Origin of the sequence: Enterobacter sp. E20, from assembly GCF_000801755.2 — a bacterium.
Taxonomy (GTDB): domain Bacteria; phylum Pseudomonadota; class Gammaproteobacteria; order Enterobacterales; family Enterobacteriaceae; genus Enterobacter; species Enterobacter asburiae_B.
Genome location: NZ_CP012999.1, coordinates 2,129,378 through 2,150,789, shown reverse-complemented (window position 1 = coordinate 2,150,789; position 21,412 = coordinate 2,129,378). Strand labels below are relative to the sequence as shown.

The window sequence follows — 21,412 nt, the reverse complement described above, 5'->3', positions numbered from 1 at the left end:
TATGGAGACGATTCACTACATTCTGGACAACTGGGATTACCTCTTAACCCTGACGCTGCAGCACCTGTGGCTGGTGGCGCTGGCCGTAGGCTTAGCCATCATCATCGGCGTACCGCTGGGCATTCTGATTGTCCGCCACAAGTGGCTGGCAACGCCGGTGCTGGGGATAGCCACCATCGTGCTGACCATTCCGTCCATCGCTCTGTTTGGCCTGATGATCCCGCTGTTTTCGCTGATCGGTCAGGGTATCGGTGCCCTTCCCGCGATCACGGCGGTGTTTCTCTACTCGCTGCTGCCGATTGTGCGTAACACCCATACGGCGCTCGACAGCCTGCCGCCGGGCCTGCGCGAAGCCGGACGCGGCATCGGCATGACCTTCTGGCAGCGGCTGCGCTGGGTCGAAATCCCGATGGCGCTGCCGGTGATTTTCGGCGGGATCCGCACCGCCGTGGTGATGAACATTGGCGTGATGGCGATTGCCGCCGTGATCGGCGCGGGCGGTCTGGGCCTGCTGCTGCTCAACGGCATCGGCGGAAGCGATATTCGCATGTTGATTGCGGGCGCGCTGATGATTTGTCTTTTAGCGATTGTGCTCGACTGGCTGCTGCACCGTCTGCAGGTGGTTCTGACTCCAAAGGGGATTCGATAATGATAAAACTGGAAAACCTCACCAAACAATTTTCACAGAAGCACGGCCAGACCTTTAAGGCCGTCGACAACGTCAACCTGACCGTGCCCGAAGGCGAAATGTGCGTCCTGCTCGGCCCGTCCGGCTGCGGGAAGACCACCACCCTGAAGATGATTAACCGCCTCATTACCCCGAGCAGCGGGACGATCCTGATCAACGGTGAAGACACCAGCGGGATGGACACCGTCACCCTGCGCCGCAACATTGGCTACGTTATCCAGCAGATTGGCCTGTTCCCGAACATGACCATCGAAGAGAACATCACCGTCGTGCCGCGCATGCTGGGCTGGGATAAAGCGCGCTGCAAAACCCGCGCCGAAGAGCTGATGGAAATGGTGGCGATGGATCCGCATAAGTTCCTCAACCGCTACCCGCGCGAGATGTCCGGCGGCCAGCAGCAGCGTATCGGCGTCATCCGCGCCCTGGCGGCGGATCCTCCGGTACTGCTGATGGATGAACCCTTCGGCGCGGTGGACCCGATCAACCGCGAGGTGATCCAGAACCAGTTCCTGGAGATGCAGCGCAAGCTGAAAAAAACCGTCATGCTGGTCAGCCACGATATCGACGAAGCCCTGAAGCTCGGCGACCGTATTGCGGTGTTCCGTCAGGGAAAAATCGTGCAGTGCGCCAGCCCGGATGAACTGCTGGCGAAACCGGCGAACGAGTTTGTCGGCTCGTTTGTCGGTCAGGACCGCACCCTGAAGCGTCTGCTGCTGGTATCGGCGGGCGACGTCACCGACCAGCAGCCGACCATTACGGTGCGGGGCTCTACTCCGCTTACCGAAGCCTTTGCGACCATGGATGATAATGACATTCGGGCCGTTACGGTGGTTGACGAGCACGGCAAACCGCTGGGCTTTGTGAAGCGTCGCGAAGCGCGTAACGCCAGCGGTACCTGCGCCGACATCCTGCATCCGTTCCGCATGACCGGCAAGGCGGAAGACAACCTGCGCGTGGTGCTTTCACGTCTGTATGAGAGTAATACCAGCTGGATGCCGATCGTGGATGAGGACGGTCGTTACAACGGCGAGATTTCGCAGGACTATATTGCCGAGTACCTGAGCTCCGGGCGCACGCGTCGGGCGCTGAATATTCATAGCGACAGCTAACCTTTCTGGCCGGGCATCGCCCGGCCTTTTCGCACGCAGACCTTTTGCTAACCCCGCGATTTCCCGCCACAATATCGTATCGTCCCCGTTAAAACGCGACCCATGCAACGTCTTCATACCTACCCCGATATCCGCGCGATGTTTCGTCGCCTGCTGATTGCCACCGTCACCGGCGTGCTGGCCGCGCTCGCCGTTGCGGTATTCCGCCACAGCATGTACCTGCTGGAGTGGCTGCTTCTCAGCAACGACAGCGGCAGCCTGGTGAATGCGGCCGCGTCGCTCTCGCCCTGGCGACGCGCATTGACGCCAGCGCTGGGTGGGCTGGCTGCCGGACTGCTGCTCTGGGGATGGCAGCGTCTGACCGCGCAGCGGCCTCATGCCCCCACCGATTACATGGAAGCGCTGGAGACCGGAGACGGCCAGTTTGACTACGGCGCCAGCCTTGTGAAATCCCTTGCCTCGCTGCTGGTCGTGGCCAGCGGAAGCGCCATCGGGCGTGAAGGGGCGATGATCCTGCTCGCCGCCCTCGCCGCCTCCCTTTTCGCCCGGCGCTTTACGCCCAAATCCGAATGGAAATTATGGATAGCCTGCGGTGCCGCCGCCGGGATGGCCAGCGCCTATCACGCGCCCTTAGCAGGAAGCCTGTTCATCGCGGAAATTCTGTTTGGCACGCTGATGCTGGCCTCGCTCGGCCCCGTGGTGATTGCGGCGGTGGCGGCGCTTCTTACGACGCAGCTCCTGGCACCGGGCGCAGGTACGCTCTACGCGGTCCATCTGAGCGGCATCCTCACCGCGGCCGATTATGCTCTTCTCGTCGCGATGGGGCTGGTCGCGGGCCTCTGCGGACCGCTACTGATGTGGCTGATGGACGTCAGCCACGGGCTTTTCCTGCGCCTCAAGCTTTCGCCGCCGTGGCAATTAGCGCTGGGCGGTGCGATCGTCGGGCTGCTGTCTCTTCTCACGCCGAAGGTGTGGGGGAATGGCTACAGCGTGGTTCAGGCTTTTCTGCTCGCCCCGCCGCTGCTGTCGGTGATTGCCGGGGTGTTCATCTGTAAACTGCTGGCGGTACTGGCGAGCAGCGGATCGGGCGCGCCCGGAGGGGTGTTTACGCCCACGCTGTTTGTCGGTATGGCAACAGGAATGCTGTTCGCGCAGCTTTTCGCGCTGTGGCTACCGGGCTCTGAGACGGCGATTTTGCTGGGTCTGGCGGGGATGGCAACGCTACTTGCCGCGACCACGCATGCGCCCATTATGTCGGCGCTGATGGTCTGTGAAATGACCGGGCAGTATTTTTTACTGCCCGGCTTGCTGGTCGCCTGCGTGGTGGCGTCCGTGCTGTCGCGGACGTTACGCCACGACTCGGTCTATGGTCAACACGCCACCGAGGGCAGAGAGATCGATGTACTGCGCTAGCTCGCGCTGCTCGGCGCGGGGCAGATAAGGCAGTTCACCCACCAGCGGCCCGGGCAGCTTTTTGCTCAGCACGTCGATGATCTCGGCGTAGTGCGCCAGGCCCGGGTTAATGCGGTTTGCCACCCAGCCAATCAGCGGCAGGCCATCATTGGCGATCGCCTGCGCCGTCAGCAGCGCGTGGTTGATGCACCCTTCCTGGATACCCACCACCATTACCACCGGAAGCTGTTCCTGCACGACCCATTCGGACAGCGGGCGCAAATCATTCATCAGGCTGCGCCAGCCGCCCGTCCCTTCCACCACCACGTGGTCCACCTTTTCGCTCAGGTTCGCCAGGCCGTCGGACAACAGGGGATAATTAATCAGGCCGCTGTGCGCTACGCTGCTCTCCTCTTCGCTTAACGCAATGGGATTGACCGCGTGATAAGGCAGTTCCAGCGACGAGACGCTTTGCAGCACCAGGGCGTCTTTATTACGCAATCCCTCTGGCGTCTCTTTACTGCCTTTTGCGACCGGTTTGTACCCTGCCACGCGTTTACCGCTTGCTGCCAGCGCCTGCAGCAATGCGCGGGATACGACGGTCTTGCCGACAGAGGTATCAGTACCAGTAACAAAGAAACGCTTAAGCATGACTCACTCCACCTCTTGGGTATGCTTCGAAAATATAAACCAGGTAAATAATTCAGTGGAGGAAGTCTACGGGATGCGTGCGCTACCCGGCTTGAGATAGCGCAATTTTTCTTACATCTGCGGAAAAGAGTTAACCCTGCAACAGGCGGATCAACAGCGAGCCGTTATACATGGCATCTTTGACCAGCGCCGCGCCGGCCATGGTTCCCTGGTTGGAAAACTGGGTGCTTTCTACCGCAATATTTTTGCTGTAGGCGGGAAGCGACTGCTGATGGATACAGGCCGAAATCGCCGGGAAGAGGATCTCCGCCGCCTGGCTCAGCGGTGAGCCAATAAGGATTTTTTGCGGGTTGAAGAGGTTCACCATAATGGCCAGAATGCGGCCAACGTTATTCCCCACGCCGGTAATAATGTCCTTCGCCAGCAGATCGCCCTGGCGCGCGGCGGCGCAGAGGGAATCCACCGTCAGGGGTTGTCCGTGCAGCGAGGAGCTCATGGACTGGCTAAGCCTGACCTGCGCCAGCTCCAGCACGCTTTCCACGCTGGCAATGGTCTCCAGACAGCCGTGGTTTCCGCAGTAGCAGCGCTTGCCGTACGGGTCGACCTGGGTATGACCGATTTCCACCAGGCTACTGCTCCCGGCGTGGAGAAGACGTCCGTCGGTAATCACGCCCGCCCCGACGTTATGGTCGATGACTACCTGAATCACATCCCGCGCGCCGCGCGACGCGCCAAACAGCGCCTCCGCCATCGTCCAGGCGCTAATGTCATGCTGAATATAGACCGGCACGCCGGTATGGTTTTTCAGCACCTCGCCCAGCGGCATCTCTTTGACATCGTCGTAAAAAGGCATGCGGTGAACAATACCGTTTTCGGTATCAATAATGCCCGGCATGGTGATGGCAATCGCCGTTAAGCGTTCCAGCCGCTGCTGATGGCGGATAAAGAAGTGATCGATATGCGAGACAATCGCGTCGAGGAGCGGTTCCTCCGCGTTGAGCGGCAGTTCAAGCCGGTCTTCCACCACCAGCTTGCTGCTCAGGTCGCGCAGCGCAAGGAAGATCTCCCCCCGGCTGATACGCAGTGACAGGTAGTGCCACGCTTCCGTTTCAACCACCAGCCCGACTGCCGGACGACCGCGGCTGCCCGGCTCCTGAATTTCCGTCTCCTGAACCAGGTGCGCTTCCAGCATCTCGCGGACAATCTTGGTGATACTGGCAGGTGCCAGTTGTGCCAGGCGCGAAAGATCGATACGCGAAACCGGACCAAGCTGATCAATCAGGCGATACACCGCGCCAGCGTTGGTCTGCTTAATCTGATCGATATGCCCTGGCTGACTATCAGCAACCACCTCGTACTCCCTTATTTTCGAGCTTCGAAATAAACTGTTTGCTATGGTGAAGCACTTGCATGGCCGTCGTCAAATATTTACTTAGCCATGTGATTTACCGCACATTTTTACCCTCTTTTGCGTGAAAATGCCGCCCGGCAGAGGCGCTCATTAGCTGCTGTTTGAAGCGCTGTGCGGCATGGCTCTGTTCACGGTGTTTTGACCACACCAGCCACATTTCGGAAACGGCATCCTCCTCGGCGATGGTCACCCAGCGCATTTCGCGCAGTTGCACCCGCTTAAAGGAAGCCGGAAGAATAGACACGCCCAGACCGGCCGCGACCAGGCCGATAATGGTCATCGCTTCCCCTACTTCCTGGGTGATGACCGGGGCAAGATCGTAGCGGCGCATCAGCCCCAGGATATCGTCATACAGACCCGTCCCGACCTGCGGGTCAAAAAAGACAAAGGGCTCTTTTGCCAGCTCTGCCAGCGAGACCGCCGGACGCGACGCCAGCGGGTGATCGTGCGGGATCATAGCCATCAGCGGTTCGCGCAGGATAACCTCCCACGCCAGCGTGTCCGGCAGCTGGGTGTTACGCATCAGCCCCAGATCCAGCGCTCCCTCATTCAGCGGCGCAATCTGCTCGCGGGTGTTGATTTCGCGCGTCTGAATGTGAACATCCGGAAAGTGGCGACGAAATGACGATAGGGTCTCCGAGACGGCGCTGATAAACGGCGCGGACGAGGTAAACCCGATCCGAAGCTCTCCGGCTTCCCCGAGATAGAGCCGTTCTGCACGGGCGGCGGCGTCATCAACCATGCTCAGAATTTGTCGGCTGTCGATCAGGAACTGTTTACCCGCCGCCGTCAGGCTCACGCTGCGGTTGGTGCGGGCCAGAAGGCGCGCCCCGACCTGCTGCTCCAGGATTTGAATCTGCTGGCTTAACGGTGGCTGAGAGATATTCAGCCGTGCCGCCGCGCGGCCAAAATGCAGCTCCTCGGCGACGGCGACAAAGTAGCGAAGATGACGCAGCTCGATATTCATATTTTTAAAGTATCATTTGAGATTATTAATATATTAGACAGAATATTTACATTTTCCTACCCTGAACAGGTGGTCATACCCGTCACCAGAAATCACGGGGATGTTTAAGCAAGGAAATTGTGTGAGCCGTACAACGACTATTGATATCGATCCGGCCAGCGATATCAATGATTTACCCGCAGCACCGCAGCCGGTCCAGTTCATTAAACGTGGTACCCCCCAATTTATGCGCGTCACGCTGGCGCTCTTTTCCGCCGGTCTGGCGACCTTCGCCCTGCTCTATTGCGTTCAGCCGATCCTGCCCGTTCTCTCTCATGAGTTTGGCGTATCGCCTGCCAGCAGCAGCGTTTCGCTCTCTGTTTCTACCGGCATGCTGGCGATTGGCCTGCTCTTTACCGGACCGCTGTCCGACGCCATTGGCCGTAAACCGGTGATGGTAACCGCGCTGATGCTGGCGTCGGTCTGTACGTTACTCTCGACCATGATGACCAGCTGGCACGGTATTCTGGTGATGCGCGCGCTGATTGGGCTCTCGCTCAGCGGCGTGGCGGCGGTCGGGATGACCTACCTCAGCGAGGAGATCCACCCGAGCTTTGTTGCTTTCTCTATGGGGCTTTACATCAGCGGGAACTCGATTGGCGGAATGAGCGGCCGCCTGCTGAGCGGGGTGTTTACGGATTTCTTTAACTGGCGTATTGCGCTGGCGGTAATCGGGTGTTTTGCGCTGGCATCAGCGCTGATGTTCTGGAAAATTCTGCCGGAATCGCGTCATTTCCGCCCGACATCGCTGCGCCCGAAAACGCTGTTTATCAACTTACGCCTGCACTGGCGCGACAAAGGGCTTCCGCGCCTGTTTCTGATCGGCTTCCTGCTGATGGGCGCCTTCGTCACGCTGTTTAACTATATTGGCTACCGCCTGATGCTCTCGCCGTGGCATCTGAATCAGGCCGTTGTCGGTTTGCTTTCTGTGGCCTATCTCACCGGCACGTGGAGCTCGCCGAAAGCCGGGGCGATGACCGCACGCTATGGACGCGGGCCGGTACTGCTGGTATTCACGGGCGTGATGTTACTCGGCCTGCTGCTGACGCTCTTTTCCTCGCTGTGGTTCATCTTTGCCGGGATGCTGCTCTTCTCCGCCGGGTTCTTCGCCGCCCACTCGGTCGCCAGCAGCTGGATTGGCCCGCGCGCGCGTCGCGCCAAAGGCCAGGCATCGTCGCTGTATCTGTTTAGCTATTACCTGGGCTCCAGCATCGCCGGGACCCTCGGCGGCGTGTTCTGGCATAACTACGGCTGGAACGGCGTGGGCGGGTTTATCGCGCTGATGCTGTGCGCGGCGCTGCTGGTGGGCACCAGTTTGCATAAACGTCTGCATTAACATTCCAGCGCCTTCGTGTTTAAATCAAGCCGATGCTAATTTTTGTCATCGGCTGATTCAGACACGAGGACTTCATGAAAAACAATAACTACCAACAACTCACCCGCACCTTCCAGCGTCTCTCCCGCTTCTCCCACCTCTCCTCCATCGCCAGCTGGGATATGTTCACGATGATGCCGCCGGGCGGCAGCGCCGCGCGCGGTGAAGCACTCGCGGAGATGAGCGTCCTGCAACATCAGATCCTGACCGATAAAAAAGTCGGCGACCTGTTAGCGGCGGCGGCAGGTGAAGATCTGAATGATGTCGAACAGGCCAACCTGCGCGAAATGACACGCCACTACCAGCAGGCCACTCTGCTGCCGGAATCGCTGGTGGAAGCCAAATCCCTGGCGGGCAGCAAATGTGAACACGCCTGGCGTACTCAGCGCCCCGCTAACGACTGGCAGGGTTTTTCCGCCAACCTAAAAGAGGTGGTCAAACTCAGCCGCGAAGAGGCTCGCCTGCGGTCTGAAGCCAAAGGCTGTACGCCGTACGACGCGCTGCTGGACATTTTTGAACCCGACATGACCAGCGCGCGTCTGGACGTTCTGTTCGGCGATATGAAATCCTGGCTCCCGGACCTGCTGGCAAACGTGGTGGAAAAGCAGGCTCAACGGTCGTTTATTCCGCCGCAAGGCCCCTTCCCGACGGCAACACAGCGTGAGCTGGGCCTTGAAGCCATGAAGATGCTTGGCTTCGATTTTAACGGCGGTCGCCTGGACGTGAGCGCGCACCCGTTCTGCGGCGGCGTTCCGGAAGACGTGCGCATCACCACGCGCTATGACGAAGATGAGCTGCTCAGCGCGCTGTTTGGCGTGATCCACGAAACCGGACACGCCCGCTACGAACAAAACCTGCCGCGCGCGTGGGCAGGACAGCCGGTTGCCCTGGCGCGCTCAACCGCGATCCATGAGTCACAGAGCCTGTTCTTTGAAATGCAGCTGGGGCGTAGTGAAGCCTTCCTCAGGCATCTTCTCCCTGCGGTACACGCCCGCTTTGGCAGCCAGGCGGCGTTCAGCGAAGAGAACTTTATTGCCTGGAACCAGCGGGTAAAACCAGGCTACATCCGCGTCGATGCGGACGAAGTGAGCTACCCGGCACACGTGGTGCTGCGCTATGAGATTGAGCGCGCGCTGATCAACGGCGAGATCGAGGTGGACGATATTCCCGCCCTGTGGGACGAGAAAATGCAGGCCTGGCTCGGATTATCTACCAAAGACAACTACCGCAACGGCTGTATGCAGGATATCCACTGGACCGACGGCGGTTTTGGTTACTTCCCGTCATACACGCTTGGCGCTATGTACGCCGCGCAGCTGTTCCATGCCGCCCGAACCGCACTGCCGGGTCTGCAGGCCTCCATCGCTGAGGGCGATTTTTCCGCACTCTTTGAGTGGCTGCGTCAGAACATCTGGCAGCACGGCAGCCGCTTCAGCACGTCGCAATTAATCACCCAGGCGACGGGTGAAGATCTGAATATCCGTTACTTCCGCGAACATCTCACCTCACGTTATCTTTAATTCCTCTGCCGGAGCCCGCTCCGGCACTTTTCTCACCCCTTTTAATAACCATATGATTAAGTATATGGTGTCATGATTGTGTGGGGTGTATGAATGCATGTCCTTACGTCACAATTAAACGGCTAAAGGTCAGGATTAAAAAATAAAGGGATGACCACAAAAGATTAAATTGTCGATAGTCAGGCAACCCTTTCTTTGTTAGTCATATTTTTCCGTTTCCATTTGCGGCTTTTTTGTTCCTCAATTCTACTGGTAGGTGAGGTTTAACGTTGCTGTTGCATTTGCCTTGCCGGGTCTAATCTGGTCTTTATCTTTTGTCTGATAGTAACGAGCTTCTATCGGGAATATCTCCTGACCTCCGGTGGAGCGTTTAAGGTTCAGCATTTCATTTAATTTAATGGGTATATTATTATAAAGCAATTGTACACCGACGCCTTGTGCAACGCCCGGTTGCCCCTGATTACTTAGTGCCAACAAACTTTGCTCTGAACAATCAGGATGTTGATTTCCAGCGAGGGTGATGTTGATATTAGCATTATTGTCACAACTCAGATTTAAATTCTGCACAGACGTTTTAGCAGGCGCGTATCCACTTTGCCCGTCGAAATCGGTTATGCTGACATCCCCAATGTCAAATGACATGTTATTATTGTTTATTGTGCATTTATCGGATAAGGTATTGATCGAAGATGAAATATTTATACTATCTAATGGATATATAAACAAAGTGCTATTATAAGCCATGCGTGAATTTATCATGGCTGGTGTTGACGTAACTGTACCAGAAGTTATTGATGGATTTGTTTTTACTAATTTCGCTCTGATAAGGCTTGTAACTCTCTCAGAAGGCGTATCATCAAGCCAGTGGCATTTCAGACCTATATACGAGCCGTTCGTTCTTATATATTCTTCACTATTCTCCCTCTGGCAGTAGGTAAAGCCAGAAAATTCCTTAACATCGTAGTAAAATCTTATCCCAACGCCCTCAACATTCGTTTTAAACACCCCCGGCATCCCACCTTCACTCTCACCGCTGGCAGAAAATTGGTAATATGCATCTCTATCAGTTATGCCGTCCTTAATGCTGATTAATGCGCAGGTCACACTTTGTTGAATATCCGGGGTTATATATTCGCTTTCCGTTCCTACCGGAGAATCACGCTGAAAATGCGCTGTACCAGATAACGAGACTGACACAGGTGTGGAAGTACATGATTTCAGCTCCTCTCCCGGCAAAGCATCTTGAGCATGAGCTGATAATGAAAATAACGCTAAAAAAATCAAACTAAACTCTTTCATACTGCCACACTATATTTAGGTAATAGAATGGCTAGAATGTATATTGTTTATACAAACTTTTGAAATCCAATTTTAGCTCGCTTTCTTCTTGATTTATCTTTTTTTTCTGTGCCGAATATTTTTATTACAGGTTCATCGAAAATAATATACACTTATACCGATCTATTCAATATAAATCGATCGGTTAAAACTATCATGTAAGTTTGAATATGTTATATTGTCTCGACATGATGGATTTCGGATCGGATTTCCGGGTAGCCCTGCCTTTCACACGCTGAGCATCCCGTTAGATCCAGGCATGGGGCAGCATAGACACGCTTGTCAGCGATCGGGGGAGTTTGTAAAAGATGCAAGGCTACACTCTTCTCCCCTCTGTACATTCCGTTACACGCCGATACCAATCACTCACGGAAACCTCGAATTTACAGGGATATAGTTATTTCAACGGCCCCGCAGTGGGGTTAAATGAAAAACCAAATTCGAGGGTATGAGAATGAATAAAGTATTAGCTCTGGTTGTTGCCGCTGCTATGGGTCTGTCTTCTGCTGCATTTGCTGCTGACACTACCGCAACTACTGCACCGGCTGCCGCGCCTGCTGCAACCACCACCGCTGCGCCAGCAAAAGCGGTTCACCATAAGAAACATCACAAAGCTGCAGTGAAAAAAGAAGCCGCTGCGCCAGCAACAGCAGCACCAACCGAGCAGAAAGCTCAGGCTGCCAAAAAGCACCACAAGAAAGCCGCTAAACCGGCTGTAGAACAGAAAGCGCAGGCTGCTAAAAAGCACCACAAAAAAGCCGCTAAACCGGCTGTAGAGCAGAAAGCTCAGGCTGCTAAAAAGCACCACAAAAAAGCGACCAAACCGGCTGTAGAACAGAAAGCTCAGGCTGCTAAAAAGCATCACAAAAAAGCAGTAAAACACGAAGCTGCTAAACCAGCTGCACAGCCAGCTGCGTAAGAGTACAAGCTTAACCGTGCCCTTCGGGGCACGTTGGTAAACCGGCGCTGAACCGGAACAGGTTCCGCGCCGTTTTTTTATTTCCGGAGGGCGTATGCTGCGACGCTATCGGTTTGAGCTGATTCTTATCCTGCTTATTTTATGCGCGCTCATCGCCAGCCATTTTTATCTTTCCTGATTGTAGCACGCTGATTTTACTCCCACTTTAGCGCTGTCCCGTCTATAGTATTTTCATAGGGTTCACTTTTAATAATCATAATTACCCCCACCAGAGTGTGATATGCGTAAATCTGTTGTGTTGTTACTGGGAGCGTTTGGTGTTTTTTCTGGATTCTCACATGCGGATGATGGCGGTGATGACACCATTAGCGCGAAAGAGCTAAAGACGCTTTTTTTCGGTCATGACGATCGTACGCGCGTCGCCGATCCCACCCAGGCCCCCTGGGATGCTATAGGTCAACTGGAAACCGCCAGCGGTAACTTATGCACCGCGACGCTGATCACCCCGCAGCTTGCCCTGACGGCAGGCCACTGCCTGTTAACGCCGCCAAACGGCAAGCCGGATAAAGCGGTTGCCTTGCGGTTTGTGTCGCAAAAAGGGACCTGGCGCTATGAAATCCACGGCATTGAAGGACGGGTCGATCCGTCTCTCGGCAAACGCCTGAAGCCGGATGGCGACGGCTGGATAGTGCCACCGGCGGCCGCCTCATGGGACTTTGGCCTGATCGTTTTACGCTACCCGCCTTCGGGCATTACGCCGCTGCCGTTATTTGACGGCGACAAGGCCGCCCTCACCGCCGCGCTGAAAGCCGCCGACCGAAAGGTGACGCAGTCAGGCTATCCTGTCGATCATCTGGATACGCTTTATACGCACAGCGACTGTATTGTGACGGGCTGGGCGCAAACCAGCGTACTCTCGCATCAGTGCGATACGTTGCCGGGTGACAGTGGTTCGCCGCTGATGCTGAAAACCGACAATGGCTGGCAGTTGATCGGCGTACAGAGCTCTGCGCCGGCGGCAAAAGACCGGTGGCGCGCCGATAACCGCGCCTTGTCCGTTACCGGTTTCCGCGACCAGCTGGAAGCGCTGGCGCAGCAGTAAATCAGCAGCGTCTGACCTTACGTAACGCTTTGATTGACTCAATTGGCATCGGCTGGCTGAACCAAAAACCCTGCAGTTGATCGCAGCCAGCCAGCCGCAGCAGTTTCATTTGCTTCTCGGTTTCCACCCCTTCTGCCACCACCGCCATGCCCAGCGCATTGGCGATCCGCACCGTACCGCTCACCAGCGCGGCCGCCTGTTCATCGTTATCCACCAGCCCGGCCAGGGATTTATCGATCTTGATGGTGTCGAAGTTAAAACGCCGCAAATAGCCAATGCTGGAATAGCCGGTGCCAAAGTCATCCAGCGCCACCGCCGTACCCAGCGCTTTAAGATTCGCTATCGCCATGCGGGCTCGCTCCGGATTTTCCAGTACATACGACTCCGTAACCTCAAGCTGCAGCCGGTTGGCCGGGAAACGGGTGCTCTCCAGCACGCTGGCCACTTTTTCTTCGAAGGCAGGATCGCGAAATTGCGCGGGGGAGATATTCACGGAGAGCTTTAATTCACCGTACGGCTGTAGATCCTCACAGGCCCGCTGCAATACGAACTGACCCAGCTTGTAAATCAGACCGCTGGTCTCCGCAATGGCGATAAAGGTATCCGGACCCAGCGGCCCCTCCGGGCGACGTGGCCAGCGGACCAGCGCTTCGACGCTGCTCATTGTCTGACTGCGGGCGTCAACGATCGGCTGATACCAGACCTCAAACTCATCGCGCTCCAGACCGCTGCGGATCTGATTTTCAATCGCCAGCTTGCGTTCCCGGACGCTGTTCAGCTCCGCGTCGTAGTGGGTAATACGCCCTTTCCCGCTCATTTTGGCGTGATACATGGCAATATCGGCACGGCGAAACAGTTCGGAACTGTTGCATTCCGTCAGAGTTCCGCTGGCAATGCCGATGCTGGCACCGATATGGATGGTGCGTTCCCCCAGCTGAACCGGGGTGGTGAGAAAATCCAGCACGGAAACGGCAAAGGCGGTAGCCTGCGCCTCTGCATCATCACCGCCGATGGTCATGGCAAACTCATCCCCGCCCATGCGCGCCAGCATCCCACCCGGCGGCACGCGTTCATTCAGCGTTTTCGCTATCGCCACGATGAGGTCGTCCCCCACGCTGTGGCCGTAGATGTCATTCACATCTTTAAAACCGTCCAGATCGATAAACACCACGCTTTTGACGTCGGTATCGCCGCGTAAACGCACCCGATCAAGCGTTTCGATAAGCGCGCGCCGGTTCGGCAGATGGCTTAGCCAGTCCGTTCTTGCAACCAGACGCGCCTGGCTTTCGCCGCGCGCGAGTTTGTACAGCCCCACGCTGCTCACCAAAATGAAGAGCAGAATCAGCCCCGACACCAGCACCACAATCTGCCTGATATCAGACGATGCCGCCCGGGCGGCCTGTGCGCCCGGGAGCCGCGCCTGCCAGTTCAGATATCCGACTAACTCCCCTGCCGCACTGTGCAGCGGCATACTGCGATCGTTGATTTTGCCTGGGGTAAAATGGAGGTTATCGATCTGAAAGGTGCCGCCCAGGTCGGATAATATTCTGGCGTTCAGATGGCGGGTAATCACCAGATAGCGGCGCGTTCCGTCGTGGACCTGTAAGCTGCCGACCATCGGGCGAATCAGTCCAATGCCGACAAAGGCCACGCCGTTGCGCGTCTGGCTGATCCCCGCATAGATATTTTTTTCGCCCGCAAGCTCGCGCCCGTGCTGGTCGATAAGCGCTTTGAGGCCTTTACCAAAGAAGTCGAGGTTTTTTTCGTTAAAGGGCCGGCTTTGAAACGATCCCCAGAGGACGTTGAAATGCTCATCCAGCACGAAGGTGCCGTCATAGAGGTTGTTGATTTTAAAGCCAGTACCCCAGGTGTTGTACAGCCAGTCGGTATCGAGCGTGGGACGGTAGGCCTCCCGCACCGCATCGTCCCAGACGGCGTTATCAAGCACCAGAGAGGAGACGCGGTTAACCGATGTCTGAATAGACCCCTGCACGGAAAGCGCCGTGCGGTGTTCATCAATTTCGTTGGTTTTCGTGCTGATAAGATGCAGGGATAGATAGAGCAGTGCGACGATGGAGATGATTAAGCCGATGCCCGCCATGAAGACCAGGGCAAACAACGTTCTCGCATTGGGAATATTGCGCCAGCTTAATGTGCGATACATCAGCCATCCTCTTCATGTTTTGCTTTTCTAAGCGTAATACAGGCAGCGAATTTCGCTGCCTGTAAATCATGGCGAGAGGTCTGTCAGGCGAGTTTTATCATGATCATGCCGGCAAGCAGCAAGATGAGCCCCATCCAGCCCTTGTTGTTTAAGCGCTGGCCGAAGAGCACCCAGCCTGCGGCCAGGGTTGCGGCGATACCAAAACCGCCCCACAGCGCATAGGCCACCGAAAGATCGATTCCTTTTACCGCCTGGGACAGGGCGCTGAACGCCCCCAGAACCGCGGCAATCGACATCAGGCCGTAGAGTTTACGGCGAAAACCATCCGAGAATTTCAGCAGAACGTTCGCCAGGATTTCCAGCACGATGGCGAGCCCCAGCCAGGCCGCATGAACCCACTCAAACTGTTGCATGGTTCTGCTCCTTCTGCTGTTTGCCAGGCTTACGGGTACCCGATTTAATCAGCACAATACCCGCGACCAGCGTCGTTAATCCGGCGACCTTCATTGTTGTTAATGTTTCGTCAAATATCAGCACGCTGAACAGCGTAATCAACAAAATACCGATCCCTTCCCACAGTGCATACGCGACGCCCAGCGCAATTTTTTTCACCGCAAACGAGAGGAAAATATAAGAAAGCGAAATCATCACCAGCATCAAAATAAAACCGGTGTTGCCATCGCTGACGCTTGCCCATTTCATAGACAGCGTGCCGGTAATTTCAGCGATGATAGCCAACGCTAATAGGATCCAGTAAAACATGTTTTTCTCCTGCTTGAGAATATAATCCATCGTGGCTCGCTGCGTGCAGCAAACCCAAAAAAAACGAATTGAAATCAGATAGCTAAGCGCTTAGCGCCAGCTCAGGCAGAAGACGTGACTATAGTGCGGTGCGCCAGTGTTGCTCACCAGAAAGCAGGCAGAAAGAGGTGGAGTAGACAGCGGTATTGTTTGAAGAGTACGTCCTGAACATATTGTCCATAAAATTACAATTATCCGCGTTGTTGCTTCTCGTCTTTGCGGATGAAAATTGTCCTCGGTAGTTAAACACACCAGATTTGTACCATAAGCCAGGATTTTACTCAAAGTCTTTGCAATTCTTTACCCATACCGTTTGATTTTGGTTAGTTTATTGCAACGCCTTTCACCTTTATTATAAATATAAAGAAAAATTCGGAGTCACCATGGCTAAACCCATTATTACCCTGAACGGGTTAAAAATTGTCATCATGCTGGGCATGCTGGTGATCATACTGACGGGCGTTCGTTTTGCCGCCGACATTATTGTGCCTTTTATTCTGGCCCTGTTTGTTGCGGTGATCCTTAACCCGCTGGTGCAGCGCATGACGCGGCTACGCATCCCGCGCGTGCTGGCGATAACGCTGCTTATCAGCATCATCATTGTGGCGATGGTCTTGCTGGTGGCGTATCTGGGGACCTCGCTCAATGAACTGGCGCGAACGCTGCCGAAGTACCGCTCTTCGCTGGCGATACCGCTGCTGCAGCTGGAACCCTGGCTGCAGCGCGCGGGTATCGAAGTCTCGGTTGAGGAACTCCTGAAATATATCGACCCCAACGCGGCCATGACGATCGTCACCAGCCTGCTGGCGCAGCTTTCCAATGCCATGACCTCCATTTTCCTGCTGTTTTTAACGGTGGTGTTTATGCTGCTGGAGGTGCCGCAGCTGCCGGCAAAGCTGCAGCAGATGATGGTCCGTCCGGTTGAAGGAATGGGAGCGATTCAACGCGCGCTGGACAGCGTCTCCCGCTATCTGGTGCTTAAAACGGCGATTAGCCTGGTCACGGGCGGTGTTGTCTGGGGGATGCTTCTGGCGCTGGACGTTCGCTTTGCGTTTGTCTGGGGGTTACTGGCGTTTGCGCTTAACTACATTCCCAACATCGGCTCCGTGCTGGCGGCGATCCCCCCTATCCTTCAGGTGCTGGTTTTCAGCGGGCTTTATGACGCGCTGATCCTGCTGGCCGGCTATCTGGTCATCAACCTGGTGTTCGGTAATATTCTTGAGCCACGCATGATGGGTCGGGGGCTGGGACTCTCCACGCTGGTGGTCTTTTTGTCCCTGATTTTCTGGGGCTGGCTTCTCGGGCCCGTTGGGATGCTGCTCTCCGTCCCGCTAACCATTATCGTCAAGATTGCCCTGGAACAGACGGCGGGCGGGCAAACTATCGCCGTGCTGCTGAGCGATATGAGCCATAAATAGCGCTGACAGGAGGGACGTATTGCCCCTCCTGTCAGCGCGATAAGCGCACGGGTAGTTACAGATTGAGAATCACGCGACGCGTTATCCCTGCGCGTCGACTACTCGCGCCAGCCCATTGCCGGTGCGACGTGTTTGAGAATAGACTCAATCACGTGCGCATTGTAATCCACACCCAGCTGGTTCGGCACGGTCAGTAATAACGTATCGGCTTCGGCAATCGCGTCGTCCTTTTTCAGCTGTTCAATCAGCTTGTCCGGCTCCGCCGCATAGCTGCGCCCGAAGATCGCGCGCGTTTTCTCATCAAGGTAGCCCACGCTATCGCTGTCGTTGCGGCTGGCACCGAAATACATCCGGTCGCGGTCGTCCATTAGCGCAAAAATGCTGCGGCTGACCGACACCCGCGGCTGGCGCGTATGCCCTGCCTCTTTCCAGGCCTGACGGTACGCGCGGATCTGTTTTGCCTGCTGAATATGGAACGGCTCGCCGGTTTCATCGTCCTTCAGGGTTGAACTTTGCAGGTTCATTCCCAGCTTTGCGGCCCATACGGCCGTCGCATTGGAACCGGCGCCCCACCAGATACGCTCGCGCAGTCCTTCAGAATACGGCTCCAGGCGCAGCAGCCCCGGCGGATTCGGGAACATAGGCTGCGGATTGGGTTTGGCAAACCCTTCACCGCGCAGCACCTCAAGCAGCACCTCGGTATGACGGCGCGCCATATCCGATTCGTCTTCCCCTTCCTGCGGGACATAGCCGAAATGGCGCCAGCCATCAATGACCTGCTCCGGCGAGCCGCGGCTGATGCCAAGCTGCAAACGACCGCCGGAAATCAGATCCGCCGCGCCCGCGTCTTCGGCCATGTACATCGGATTTTCATAGCGCATATCAATTACGCCGGTACCGATTTCGATGGTTTTCGTTTTTGCGCCAATGGCCGCCAGCAGAGGAAACGGCGAGCTCAGCTGTCGGGCGAAATGGTGCACGCGGAAATAGGCGCCGTCTGCCCCCAGCTCTTCAGCCGCCACGGCTAAATCAATGGACTGCAGCAGCGTGTCTGCCGCCGAGCGCGTGCCGGACTGCGGCGAAGGCGTCCAGTGACCAAAGGATAAAAACCCGATCTTTTTCATAACCATGTGTCCTGATAATGCTTTGCGTCCTATACACTTTACGCATTACCCGGTAAGAATAAATGCCGTTTATTTAACGGAAAGCATCAAATAAATTGACTGAATAGCGGGGTTCGTCATTCCGCTCCATAATGCGATATAATCTTCCCCCCCCTCTTTTCATGGCAGGTAAAACCGGCAATGGCTTTGATCCCCAAAAACTACGCGCGGCTGGAAAGCGGCTATCGCGAAAAAGCATTAAAAATCTATCCATGGGTGTGTGGACGCTGCTCGCGCGAGTTTGTCTATTCCAATCTGCGCGAACTCACGGTGCACCATATCGATCACGACCATACCAACAACCCGGAGGATGGCAGCAACTGGGAGCTGCTGTGCCTGTTTTGCCACGATCACGAGCATTCGAAATACACCGAAGCGGATCAGTACGGTACCACCGTGGTCGCCGGGGAAGACGCGCAAAAAGACGTGGGCGTCGCCACGTTTAACCCGTTTGCCGATTTAAAAGCGATGATGGATAAGAAGAAATAATCCCCTCGCCCACATCGCGCTCCGCGAATTTAAAATGTCCAGGTGATAGCGGCGGTTGCAGCCCCCTCATTGCGCCGCATCACGATCGGGCTGTTATTCGCACGATCGCCCAGCCAGGTATAGTCCGCACTCAGCACCGTCCCCCAGTGGGCATCGAACTGATGGCTCCAGGTCAGGCTGGTGTCGACGCCATAGAATCCACCCGGCGCAGCATAGCGGCGATATCCGGTGCGGCGGCTCTGCTGCTCGCTTACCCCATACCAGGTATTCAGATAACGGCTGTCGCCAAACAGGGCCGCAGACTGAAAGGCGACCATATCCTGATTATTTTGTAAGGGGATTAGCGTAACGGAAGCCTGATAGCTTCCCCCCTGGCTGTCCGTTAACGGCAGCGTCGCTTTGCCTTCCATACTCAGCCATGGCGCGGCCTGCCAGCCGACGGCAAGGCCGGTATTCAGGGTGGCATCAATGTCCCCCATCCCTTTCAGATTGTTTGCGCCCTCACGCCAGCCAGAATTTTTATCAGCCCTTCCGAAGTCGTAGCCCAGCGTGTGTTCAAAATACCAGCCGCTGTCGTTTTGCAGGTCATATCCCACCCCTTTTTGCGCATCAATAAAGAAAGCGCCTTTACGACCCTGCAGCACCGGAACCACCTGCCACACCTGCTTGTCTGAGCCTGAGTAACGTGGGGCATACTGTCCCCCCAGCCCGACGGTTAAGGAATCGGACGCGGTGCCATCATCCGCCTGCGCGCCGGAAGCCACGGCCATCAGAAGCGGGACGGACATATACAGGACTTTTTTTATCGCTATCATACTGCTCTCCATACGGACGCTGGCGCCTCCTGATACGGGGGCGGCCACACAACGTTGGCGCAGTATGATTTGGCTGAATCAATGAATCGTCGGGATAGTGTTAAGAAATGGTCAAGGTGAACGGATGTTGTCCAGAAGAGTGCTGATTATTGAAGATGACGCCGATGCGGCCGGCGTGCTCGAAGCCTATTTACGGCGGGAAAATTACGACGTGACCATTACCGGAGACGGTCATTCCGGGCTGGATATGGCGCAGCGGTGGAAGCCCGACCTCATCCTGCTGGACGTGATGCTGCCGGGGCTTAACGGCACCGAGGTGCTGGCTGGCCTGCGTCGTAAAAGCGATGTGCCGGTGATCATGGTCACGGCCATGGGGGATACCCCGGACCGCATTGGTGCCCTGCGGTACGGTGCCGATGATTACGTTGTGAAGCCTTATCATCCGGGGGAAGTGGTGGCTCGGGTGCAGGCGGTGCTGCGGCGCAGCAGTAAAAAAGAGACGGATGAAGCGATCCTTCGTTGGCAAACGCTCGAGGTGGACGTTGCCGCCATTGTGGCGAGCGTGGATAACGGCGGCGACGCGCCCGTGATGCTCGATCTTACGCCAACGGAATTCTCGCTTCTGGCAACGCTGCTGCGTTCTCCGGCGCACCCGTTCTCCCGCCAGTATTTACTGGAGCACTGTTTGCCGGAAAGCGAGGCGCTGGAGCGCGTGGTGGACACCCATATTTATAACCTGCGTAAAAAACTGGAAGCGGCGGGGATCTCCGGCGTGCTGATCAACGTTCGCGGCGTGGGTTACAGGTTCAGACAGCCATGATTAAAAATCAGCACTCCTCTCTGTGGCGCTGGATTTGCGCGCGCATCCTGGCGCTGGCTATCGGCAGCGTGATCGTCATTGCCACCTGCATGTGGCTGCGCTATGCGGTACAGAACTACTGGATAATGGGCAAAATGCCAGTGGCGGTCCGGCAGGAGTTTCTGACGCTCAGCCAGAACCCGCAGGCCAATCCGGCCCGCTTCCACTCGATTGTGGACACCTGGTGGGGCCTGAGCTATTCCACGCCGTCTATCGCCTCAGCCGACTGGGCCACGGTGGCCCTGCTGGTGCTGGTGATGATCCCGTTTATCGTGGTGATGGGGCTCAAACACGCCCGGCCGCTGGCGCTGCAGTTCAGCCGCCTTCGCGATGCGGCAAAGGATGTCGCCGACGGGCAGTTTGGCCGCCAGGCGGAACTTATCAAGGATGCGCCGGCTGAAATGGTCAGCTTTGCGACCGACTTTAACTCCATGACGGGGCAACTCGCCCGCTATGAAAAAGAGCTCCGCGCCTCGCACGTCGCGATGGCGCACGAGCTGCGCTCGCCTCTGACGGCCGCCATCGGGCGTCTGCAGGGCATGTTAGACGGCGTGTTTGACGCCAGCCCGGCGCAGCTCGGCATGGTGATGAAACAGCTCCAGCACCTCAACCGCCTCACCGATGAGCTTCACCTTCTCTCGCTCGCCGACGCGGGTAACCTCGTGCTGGAGGACCAGCCGTTTTGTCTGGATGAGCTGATTCAGGAGCGGGCTGCTTGGATCATGCCCGAGGCTGACGCGCATCATTTTCGGATAACGCTTCGCAACCCGCGCACCAGCCCCTTCAGAGGCGATGCGTTCCGTCTTGGACAGGTCGTTACCATCCTCATGGAAAATGCGCTACGTTACGGACGCGATGGCGGCCACCTCGAGGTGGCGCTGCACTACGCCAGCGGGCGCTACATCCTCGAATTTACCGATGACGGGCCGGGCGTCTCGCCACAGTTCTTACCGGAAATGTTTAAACGCTTTAGCCGCGAGGAGCAGTCCCGCGCGCGGCATTCCGGCGGCAGCGGCCTCGGTTTATCCATCGCCCGGGCGATTTGTGAGGCGCATGGGGGTGAGATTAGCGCGTCATTACCGGAAACCGGCGGCCTCGCCGTGCGCATTTTATTGCCCTGGCATCCGTCCGGTAATGAAAATCTTCACTCTTGATAAAGCCTTGACAGAACATCGAATCTTTCTCGACGTAG

General features: G+C 56.3%; 21 protein-coding genes. 11 read left to right on the top strand and 10 right to left on the bottom strand.

All coding sequences use genetic code 11. From position 1 onward, the window contains the following. The first annotated feature begins 1 nt into the window (after nucleotide 1). The 3 genes from osmW (at nucleotide 2) to clcB (ending at nucleotide 3,210) form a co-directional block, all read left to right on the top strand. Nucleotides 2–649 (top strand): osmoprotectant ABC transporter permease OsmW, encoded by a 648-nt coding sequence (gene osmW / locus NI40_RS10180; protein ID WP_006808875.1) that lies wholly within the window; start codon nucleotides 2–4, stop codon nucleotides 647–649. Then, a complete protein-coding gene (gene osmV / locus NI40_RS10175) occupies nucleotides 649–1,797 on the top strand; it encodes an osmoprotectant ABC transporter ATP-binding protein OsmV (protein ID WP_039262689.1) in 1,149 nt (382 codons plus the stop codon). Before osmW ends, osmV begins: the two co-directional genes overlap by 1 nt. 102 nt (nucleotides 1,798–1,899) lie before the next feature. Next, nucleotides 1,900–3,210, top strand: a complete 1,311-nt coding sequence (gene clcB / locus NI40_RS10170) for a voltage-gated ClC-type chloride channel ClcB (protein ID WP_039262690.1) — start codon at nucleotides 1,900–1,902, stop codon at nucleotides 3,208–3,210. On the opposite strand, the gene bioD is transcribed toward clcB, so the two are convergent. The 3 genes from bioD to NI40_RS10155 all read right to left on the bottom strand — a co-directional run bounded on the left by bioD (nucleotide 3,145) and on the right by NI40_RS10155 (nucleotide 6,218). Further along, on the bottom strand, nucleotides 3,145–3,840 hold the full coding sequence (gene bioD, locus NI40_RS10165; RefSeq protein WP_039262691.1) for a dethiobiotin synthase: 696 nt from the start codon (nucleotides 3,838–3,840) through the stop codon (nucleotides 3,145–3,147). The two genes, clcB and bioD, sit on opposite strands and share 66 nt — an antisense overlap. 130 nt (nucleotides 3,841–3,970) lie before the next feature. Next, nucleotides 3,971–5,191 (bottom strand): sugar metabolism global transcriptional regulator Mlc, encoded by a 1,221-nt coding sequence (gene mlc, locus NI40_RS10160; RefSeq protein WP_023311510.1) that lies wholly within the window; start codon nucleotides 5,189–5,191, stop codon nucleotides 3,971–3,973. A gap of 94 nt (nucleotides 5,192–5,285) precedes the next feature. Next, a complete protein-coding gene (locus tag NI40_RS10155) occupies nucleotides 5,286–6,218 on the bottom strand; it encodes a LysR family transcriptional regulator (protein WP_039262692.1) in 933 nt (310 codons plus the stop codon). Nucleotides 6,219–6,339: 121 nt separating this feature from the next. On the opposite strand from NI40_RS10155, the gene NI40_RS10150 reads away from it, so the two are divergent. After that, nucleotides 6,340–7,593: an MFS transporter gene (locus NI40_RS10150; protein ID WP_039262693.1), complete on the top strand. Its 1,254-nt coding sequence runs from the start codon at nucleotides 6,340–6,342 to the stop codon at nucleotides 7,591–7,593. Between the two features lie 74 nt (nucleotides 7,594–7,667). After that, nucleotides 7,668–9,152, top strand: a complete 1,485-nt coding sequence (locus NI40_RS10145) for a carboxypeptidase M32 (protein WP_039262694.1) — start codon at nucleotides 7,668–7,670, stop codon at nucleotides 9,150–9,152. A gap of 246 nt (nucleotides 9,153–9,398) precedes the next feature. On the opposite strand, the gene NI40_RS22790 is transcribed toward NI40_RS10145, so the two are convergent. Continuing rightward, entirely contained in the window at nucleotides 9,399–10,451 is a 1,053-nt protein-coding gene (locus NI40_RS22790) for a fimbrial protein (RefSeq protein WP_080338150.1), read from the bottom strand. Between the two features lie 493 nt (nucleotides 10,452–10,944). Here NI40_RS22790 and asr point away from each other — a divergent pair, with 493 nt between their 5' ends. Together asr and NI40_RS10130 are read left to right on the top strand one after the other, a co-directional pair. Continuing rightward, nucleotides 10,945–11,409, top strand: a complete 465-nt coding sequence (asr, locus tag NI40_RS10135; protein WP_039262695.1) for an acid resistance repetitive basic protein Asr — start codon at nucleotides 10,945–10,947, stop codon at nucleotides 11,407–11,409. A gap of 280 nt (nucleotides 11,410–11,689) precedes the next feature. Continuing rightward, nucleotides 11,690–12,511, top strand: coding sequence for a trypsin-like serine peptidase (locus NI40_RS10130; RefSeq protein ID WP_039262696.1), 822 nt, complete (start codon nucleotides 11,690–11,692; stop codon nucleotides 12,509–12,511). A gap of 1 nt (nucleotide 12,512) precedes the next feature. On the opposite strand, the gene NI40_RS10125 is transcribed toward NI40_RS10130, so the two are convergent. From NI40_RS10125 to NI40_RS24480, 4 genes are all read right to left on the bottom strand, one after another. Beyond that, a complete protein-coding gene (locus tag NI40_RS10125; RefSeq protein WP_039262697.1) occupies nucleotides 12,513–14,675 on the bottom strand; it encodes a bifunctional diguanylate cyclase/phosphodiesterase in 2,163 nt (720 codons plus the stop codon). An 83-nt stretch (nucleotides 14,676–14,758) separates the two neighbouring features. After that, on the bottom strand, nucleotides 14,759–15,088 hold the full coding sequence (mdtI, locus tag NI40_RS10120) for a multidrug/spermidine efflux SMR transporter subunit MdtI (protein WP_024909144.1): 330 nt from the start codon (nucleotides 15,086–15,088) through the stop codon (nucleotides 14,759–14,761). Continuing rightward, the gene (mdtJ, locus tag NI40_RS10115) at nucleotides 15,075–15,437 is read right to left on the bottom strand and encodes a multidrug/spermidine efflux SMR transporter subunit MdtJ (RefSeq protein ID WP_029739354.1); all 363 of its coding nucleotides are present in this window, start codon (nucleotides 15,435–15,437) and stop codon (nucleotides 15,075–15,077) included. Before mdtJ ends, mdtI begins: the two co-directional genes overlap by 14 nt. A gap of 118 nt (nucleotides 15,438–15,555) precedes the next feature. Further along, the gene (locus tag NI40_RS24480; protein ID WP_085930315.1) at nucleotides 15,556–15,726 is read right to left on the bottom strand and encodes a protein YdgV; all 171 of its coding nucleotides are present in this window, start codon (nucleotides 15,724–15,726) and stop codon (nucleotides 15,556–15,558) included. 133 nt (nucleotides 15,727–15,859) lie between these two features. Here NI40_RS24480 and NI40_RS10110 point away from each other — a divergent pair, with 133 nt between their 5' ends. After that, nucleotides 15,860–16,894 carry an AI-2E family transporter gene (locus NI40_RS10110; RefSeq protein ID WP_039262698.1) on the top strand — a complete coding sequence of 345 codons (1,035 nt, stop codon included), beginning with the start codon at nucleotides 15,860–15,862 and terminating at the stop codon, nucleotides 16,892–16,894. A gap of 98 nt (nucleotides 16,895–16,992) precedes the next feature. Here NI40_RS10110 and NI40_RS10105 read toward each other — a convergent pair whose 3' ends face one another. Next, entirely contained in the window at nucleotides 16,993–18,018 is a 1,026-nt protein-coding gene (locus NI40_RS10105) for an LLM class flavin-dependent oxidoreductase (protein WP_032657621.1), read from the bottom strand. Between the two features lie 180 nt (nucleotides 18,019–18,198). Between NI40_RS10105 and yajD the strand changes: the two genes are divergently transcribed. Beyond that, on the top strand, nucleotides 18,199–18,546 hold the full coding sequence (gene yajD, locus NI40_RS10100) for an HNH nuclease YajD (RefSeq protein WP_003857471.1): 348 nt from the start codon (nucleotides 18,199–18,201) through the stop codon (nucleotides 18,544–18,546). Nucleotides 18,547–18,575: 29 nt separating this feature from the next. Here yajD and NI40_RS10095 read toward each other — a convergent pair whose 3' ends face one another. Beyond that, nucleotides 18,576–19,361, bottom strand: coding sequence for a MipA/OmpV family protein (locus tag NI40_RS10095; RefSeq protein WP_039262699.1), 786 nt, complete (start codon nucleotides 19,359–19,361; stop codon nucleotides 18,576–18,578). A 124-nt stretch (nucleotides 19,362–19,485) separates the two neighbouring features. On the opposite strand from NI40_RS10095, the gene NI40_RS10090 reads away from it, so the two are divergent. Both NI40_RS10090 and NI40_RS10085 read left to right on the top strand, forming a co-directional pair. After that, nucleotides 19,486–20,181, top strand: a complete 696-nt coding sequence (locus NI40_RS10090; protein ID WP_029739347.1) for a response regulator — start codon at nucleotides 19,486–19,488, stop codon at nucleotides 20,179–20,181. Then, on the top strand, nucleotides 20,178–21,374 hold the full coding sequence (locus tag NI40_RS10085) for a sensor histidine kinase (RefSeq protein ID WP_039262700.1): 1,197 nt from the start codon (nucleotides 20,178–20,180) through the stop codon (nucleotides 21,372–21,374). The genes NI40_RS10090 and NI40_RS10085 overlap by 4 nt, the downstream gene beginning before the upstream one ends. Nucleotides 21,375–21,412 lie beyond the last annotated feature (38 nt).

Bases quoted from the DNA above. Each gene is read 5' to 3' on its own strand.
- osmW (WP_006808875.1), top strand. From the start codon at position 2: ATGGAGACGATTCACTACATTCTGGACAACTGGGATTACCTCTTAACC.
- osmV (WP_039262689.1), top strand. From the start codon at position 649: ATGATAAAACTGGAAAACCTCACCAAACAATTTTCACAGAAGCACGGC.
- clcB (WP_039262690.1), top strand. From the start codon at position 1,900: ATGCAACGTCTTCATACCTACCCCGATATCCGCGCGATGTTTCGTCGC.
- bioD (WP_039262691.1), bottom strand. From the start codon at position 3,840: ATGCTTAAGCGTTTCTTTGTTACTGGTACTGATACCTCTGTCGGCAAG.
- NI40_RS10155 (WP_039262692.1), bottom strand. From the start codon at position 6,218: ATGAATATCGAGCTGCGTCATCTTCGCTACTTTGTCGCCGTCGCCGAG.
- NI40_RS10145 (WP_039262694.1), top strand. From the start codon at position 7,668: ATGAAAAACAATAACTACCAACAACTCACCCGCACCTTCCAGCGTCTC.
- NI40_RS22790 (WP_080338150.1), bottom strand. From the start codon at position 10,451: ATGAAAGAGTTTAGTTTGATTTTTTTAGCGTTATTTTCATTATCAGCT.
- asr (WP_039262695.1), top strand. From the start codon at position 10,945: ATGAATAAAGTATTAGCTCTGGTTGTTGCCGCTGCTATGGGTCTGTCT.
- NI40_RS10130 (WP_039262696.1), top strand. From the start codon at position 11,690: ATGCGTAAATCTGTTGTGTTGTTACTGGGAGCGTTTGGTGTTTTTTCT.
- NI40_RS10125 (WP_039262697.1), bottom strand. From the start codon at position 14,675: ATGTATCGCACATTAAGCTGGCGCAATATTCCCAATGCGAGAACGTTG.
- mdtI (WP_024909144.1), bottom strand. From the start codon at position 15,088: ATGCAACAGTTTGAGTGGGTTCATGCGGCCTGGCTGGGGCTCGCCATC.
- mdtJ (WP_029739354.1), bottom strand. From the start codon at position 15,437: ATGTTTTACTGGATCCTATTAGCGTTGGCTATCATCGCTGAAATTACC.
- NI40_RS10110 (WP_039262698.1), top strand. From the start codon at position 15,860: ATGGCTAAACCCATTATTACCCTGAACGGGTTAAAAATTGTCATCATG.
- NI40_RS10105 (WP_032657621.1), bottom strand. From the start codon at position 18,018: ATGAAAAAGATCGGGTTTTTATCCTTTGGTCACTGGACGCCTTCGCCG.
- yajD (WP_003857471.1), top strand. From the start codon at position 18,199: ATGGCTTTGATCCCCAAAAACTACGCGCGGCTGGAAAGCGGCTATCGC.
- NI40_RS10095 (WP_039262699.1), bottom strand. From the start codon at position 19,361: ATGATAGCGATAAAAAAAGTCCTGTATATGTCCGTCCCGCTTCTGATG.
- NI40_RS10090 (WP_029739347.1), top strand. From the start codon at position 19,486: ATGTTGTCCAGAAGAGTGCTGATTATTGAAGATGACGCCGATGCGGCC.
- NI40_RS10085 (WP_039262700.1), top strand. From the start codon at position 20,178: ATGATTAAAAATCAGCACTCCTCTCTGTGGCGCTGGATTTGCGCGCGC.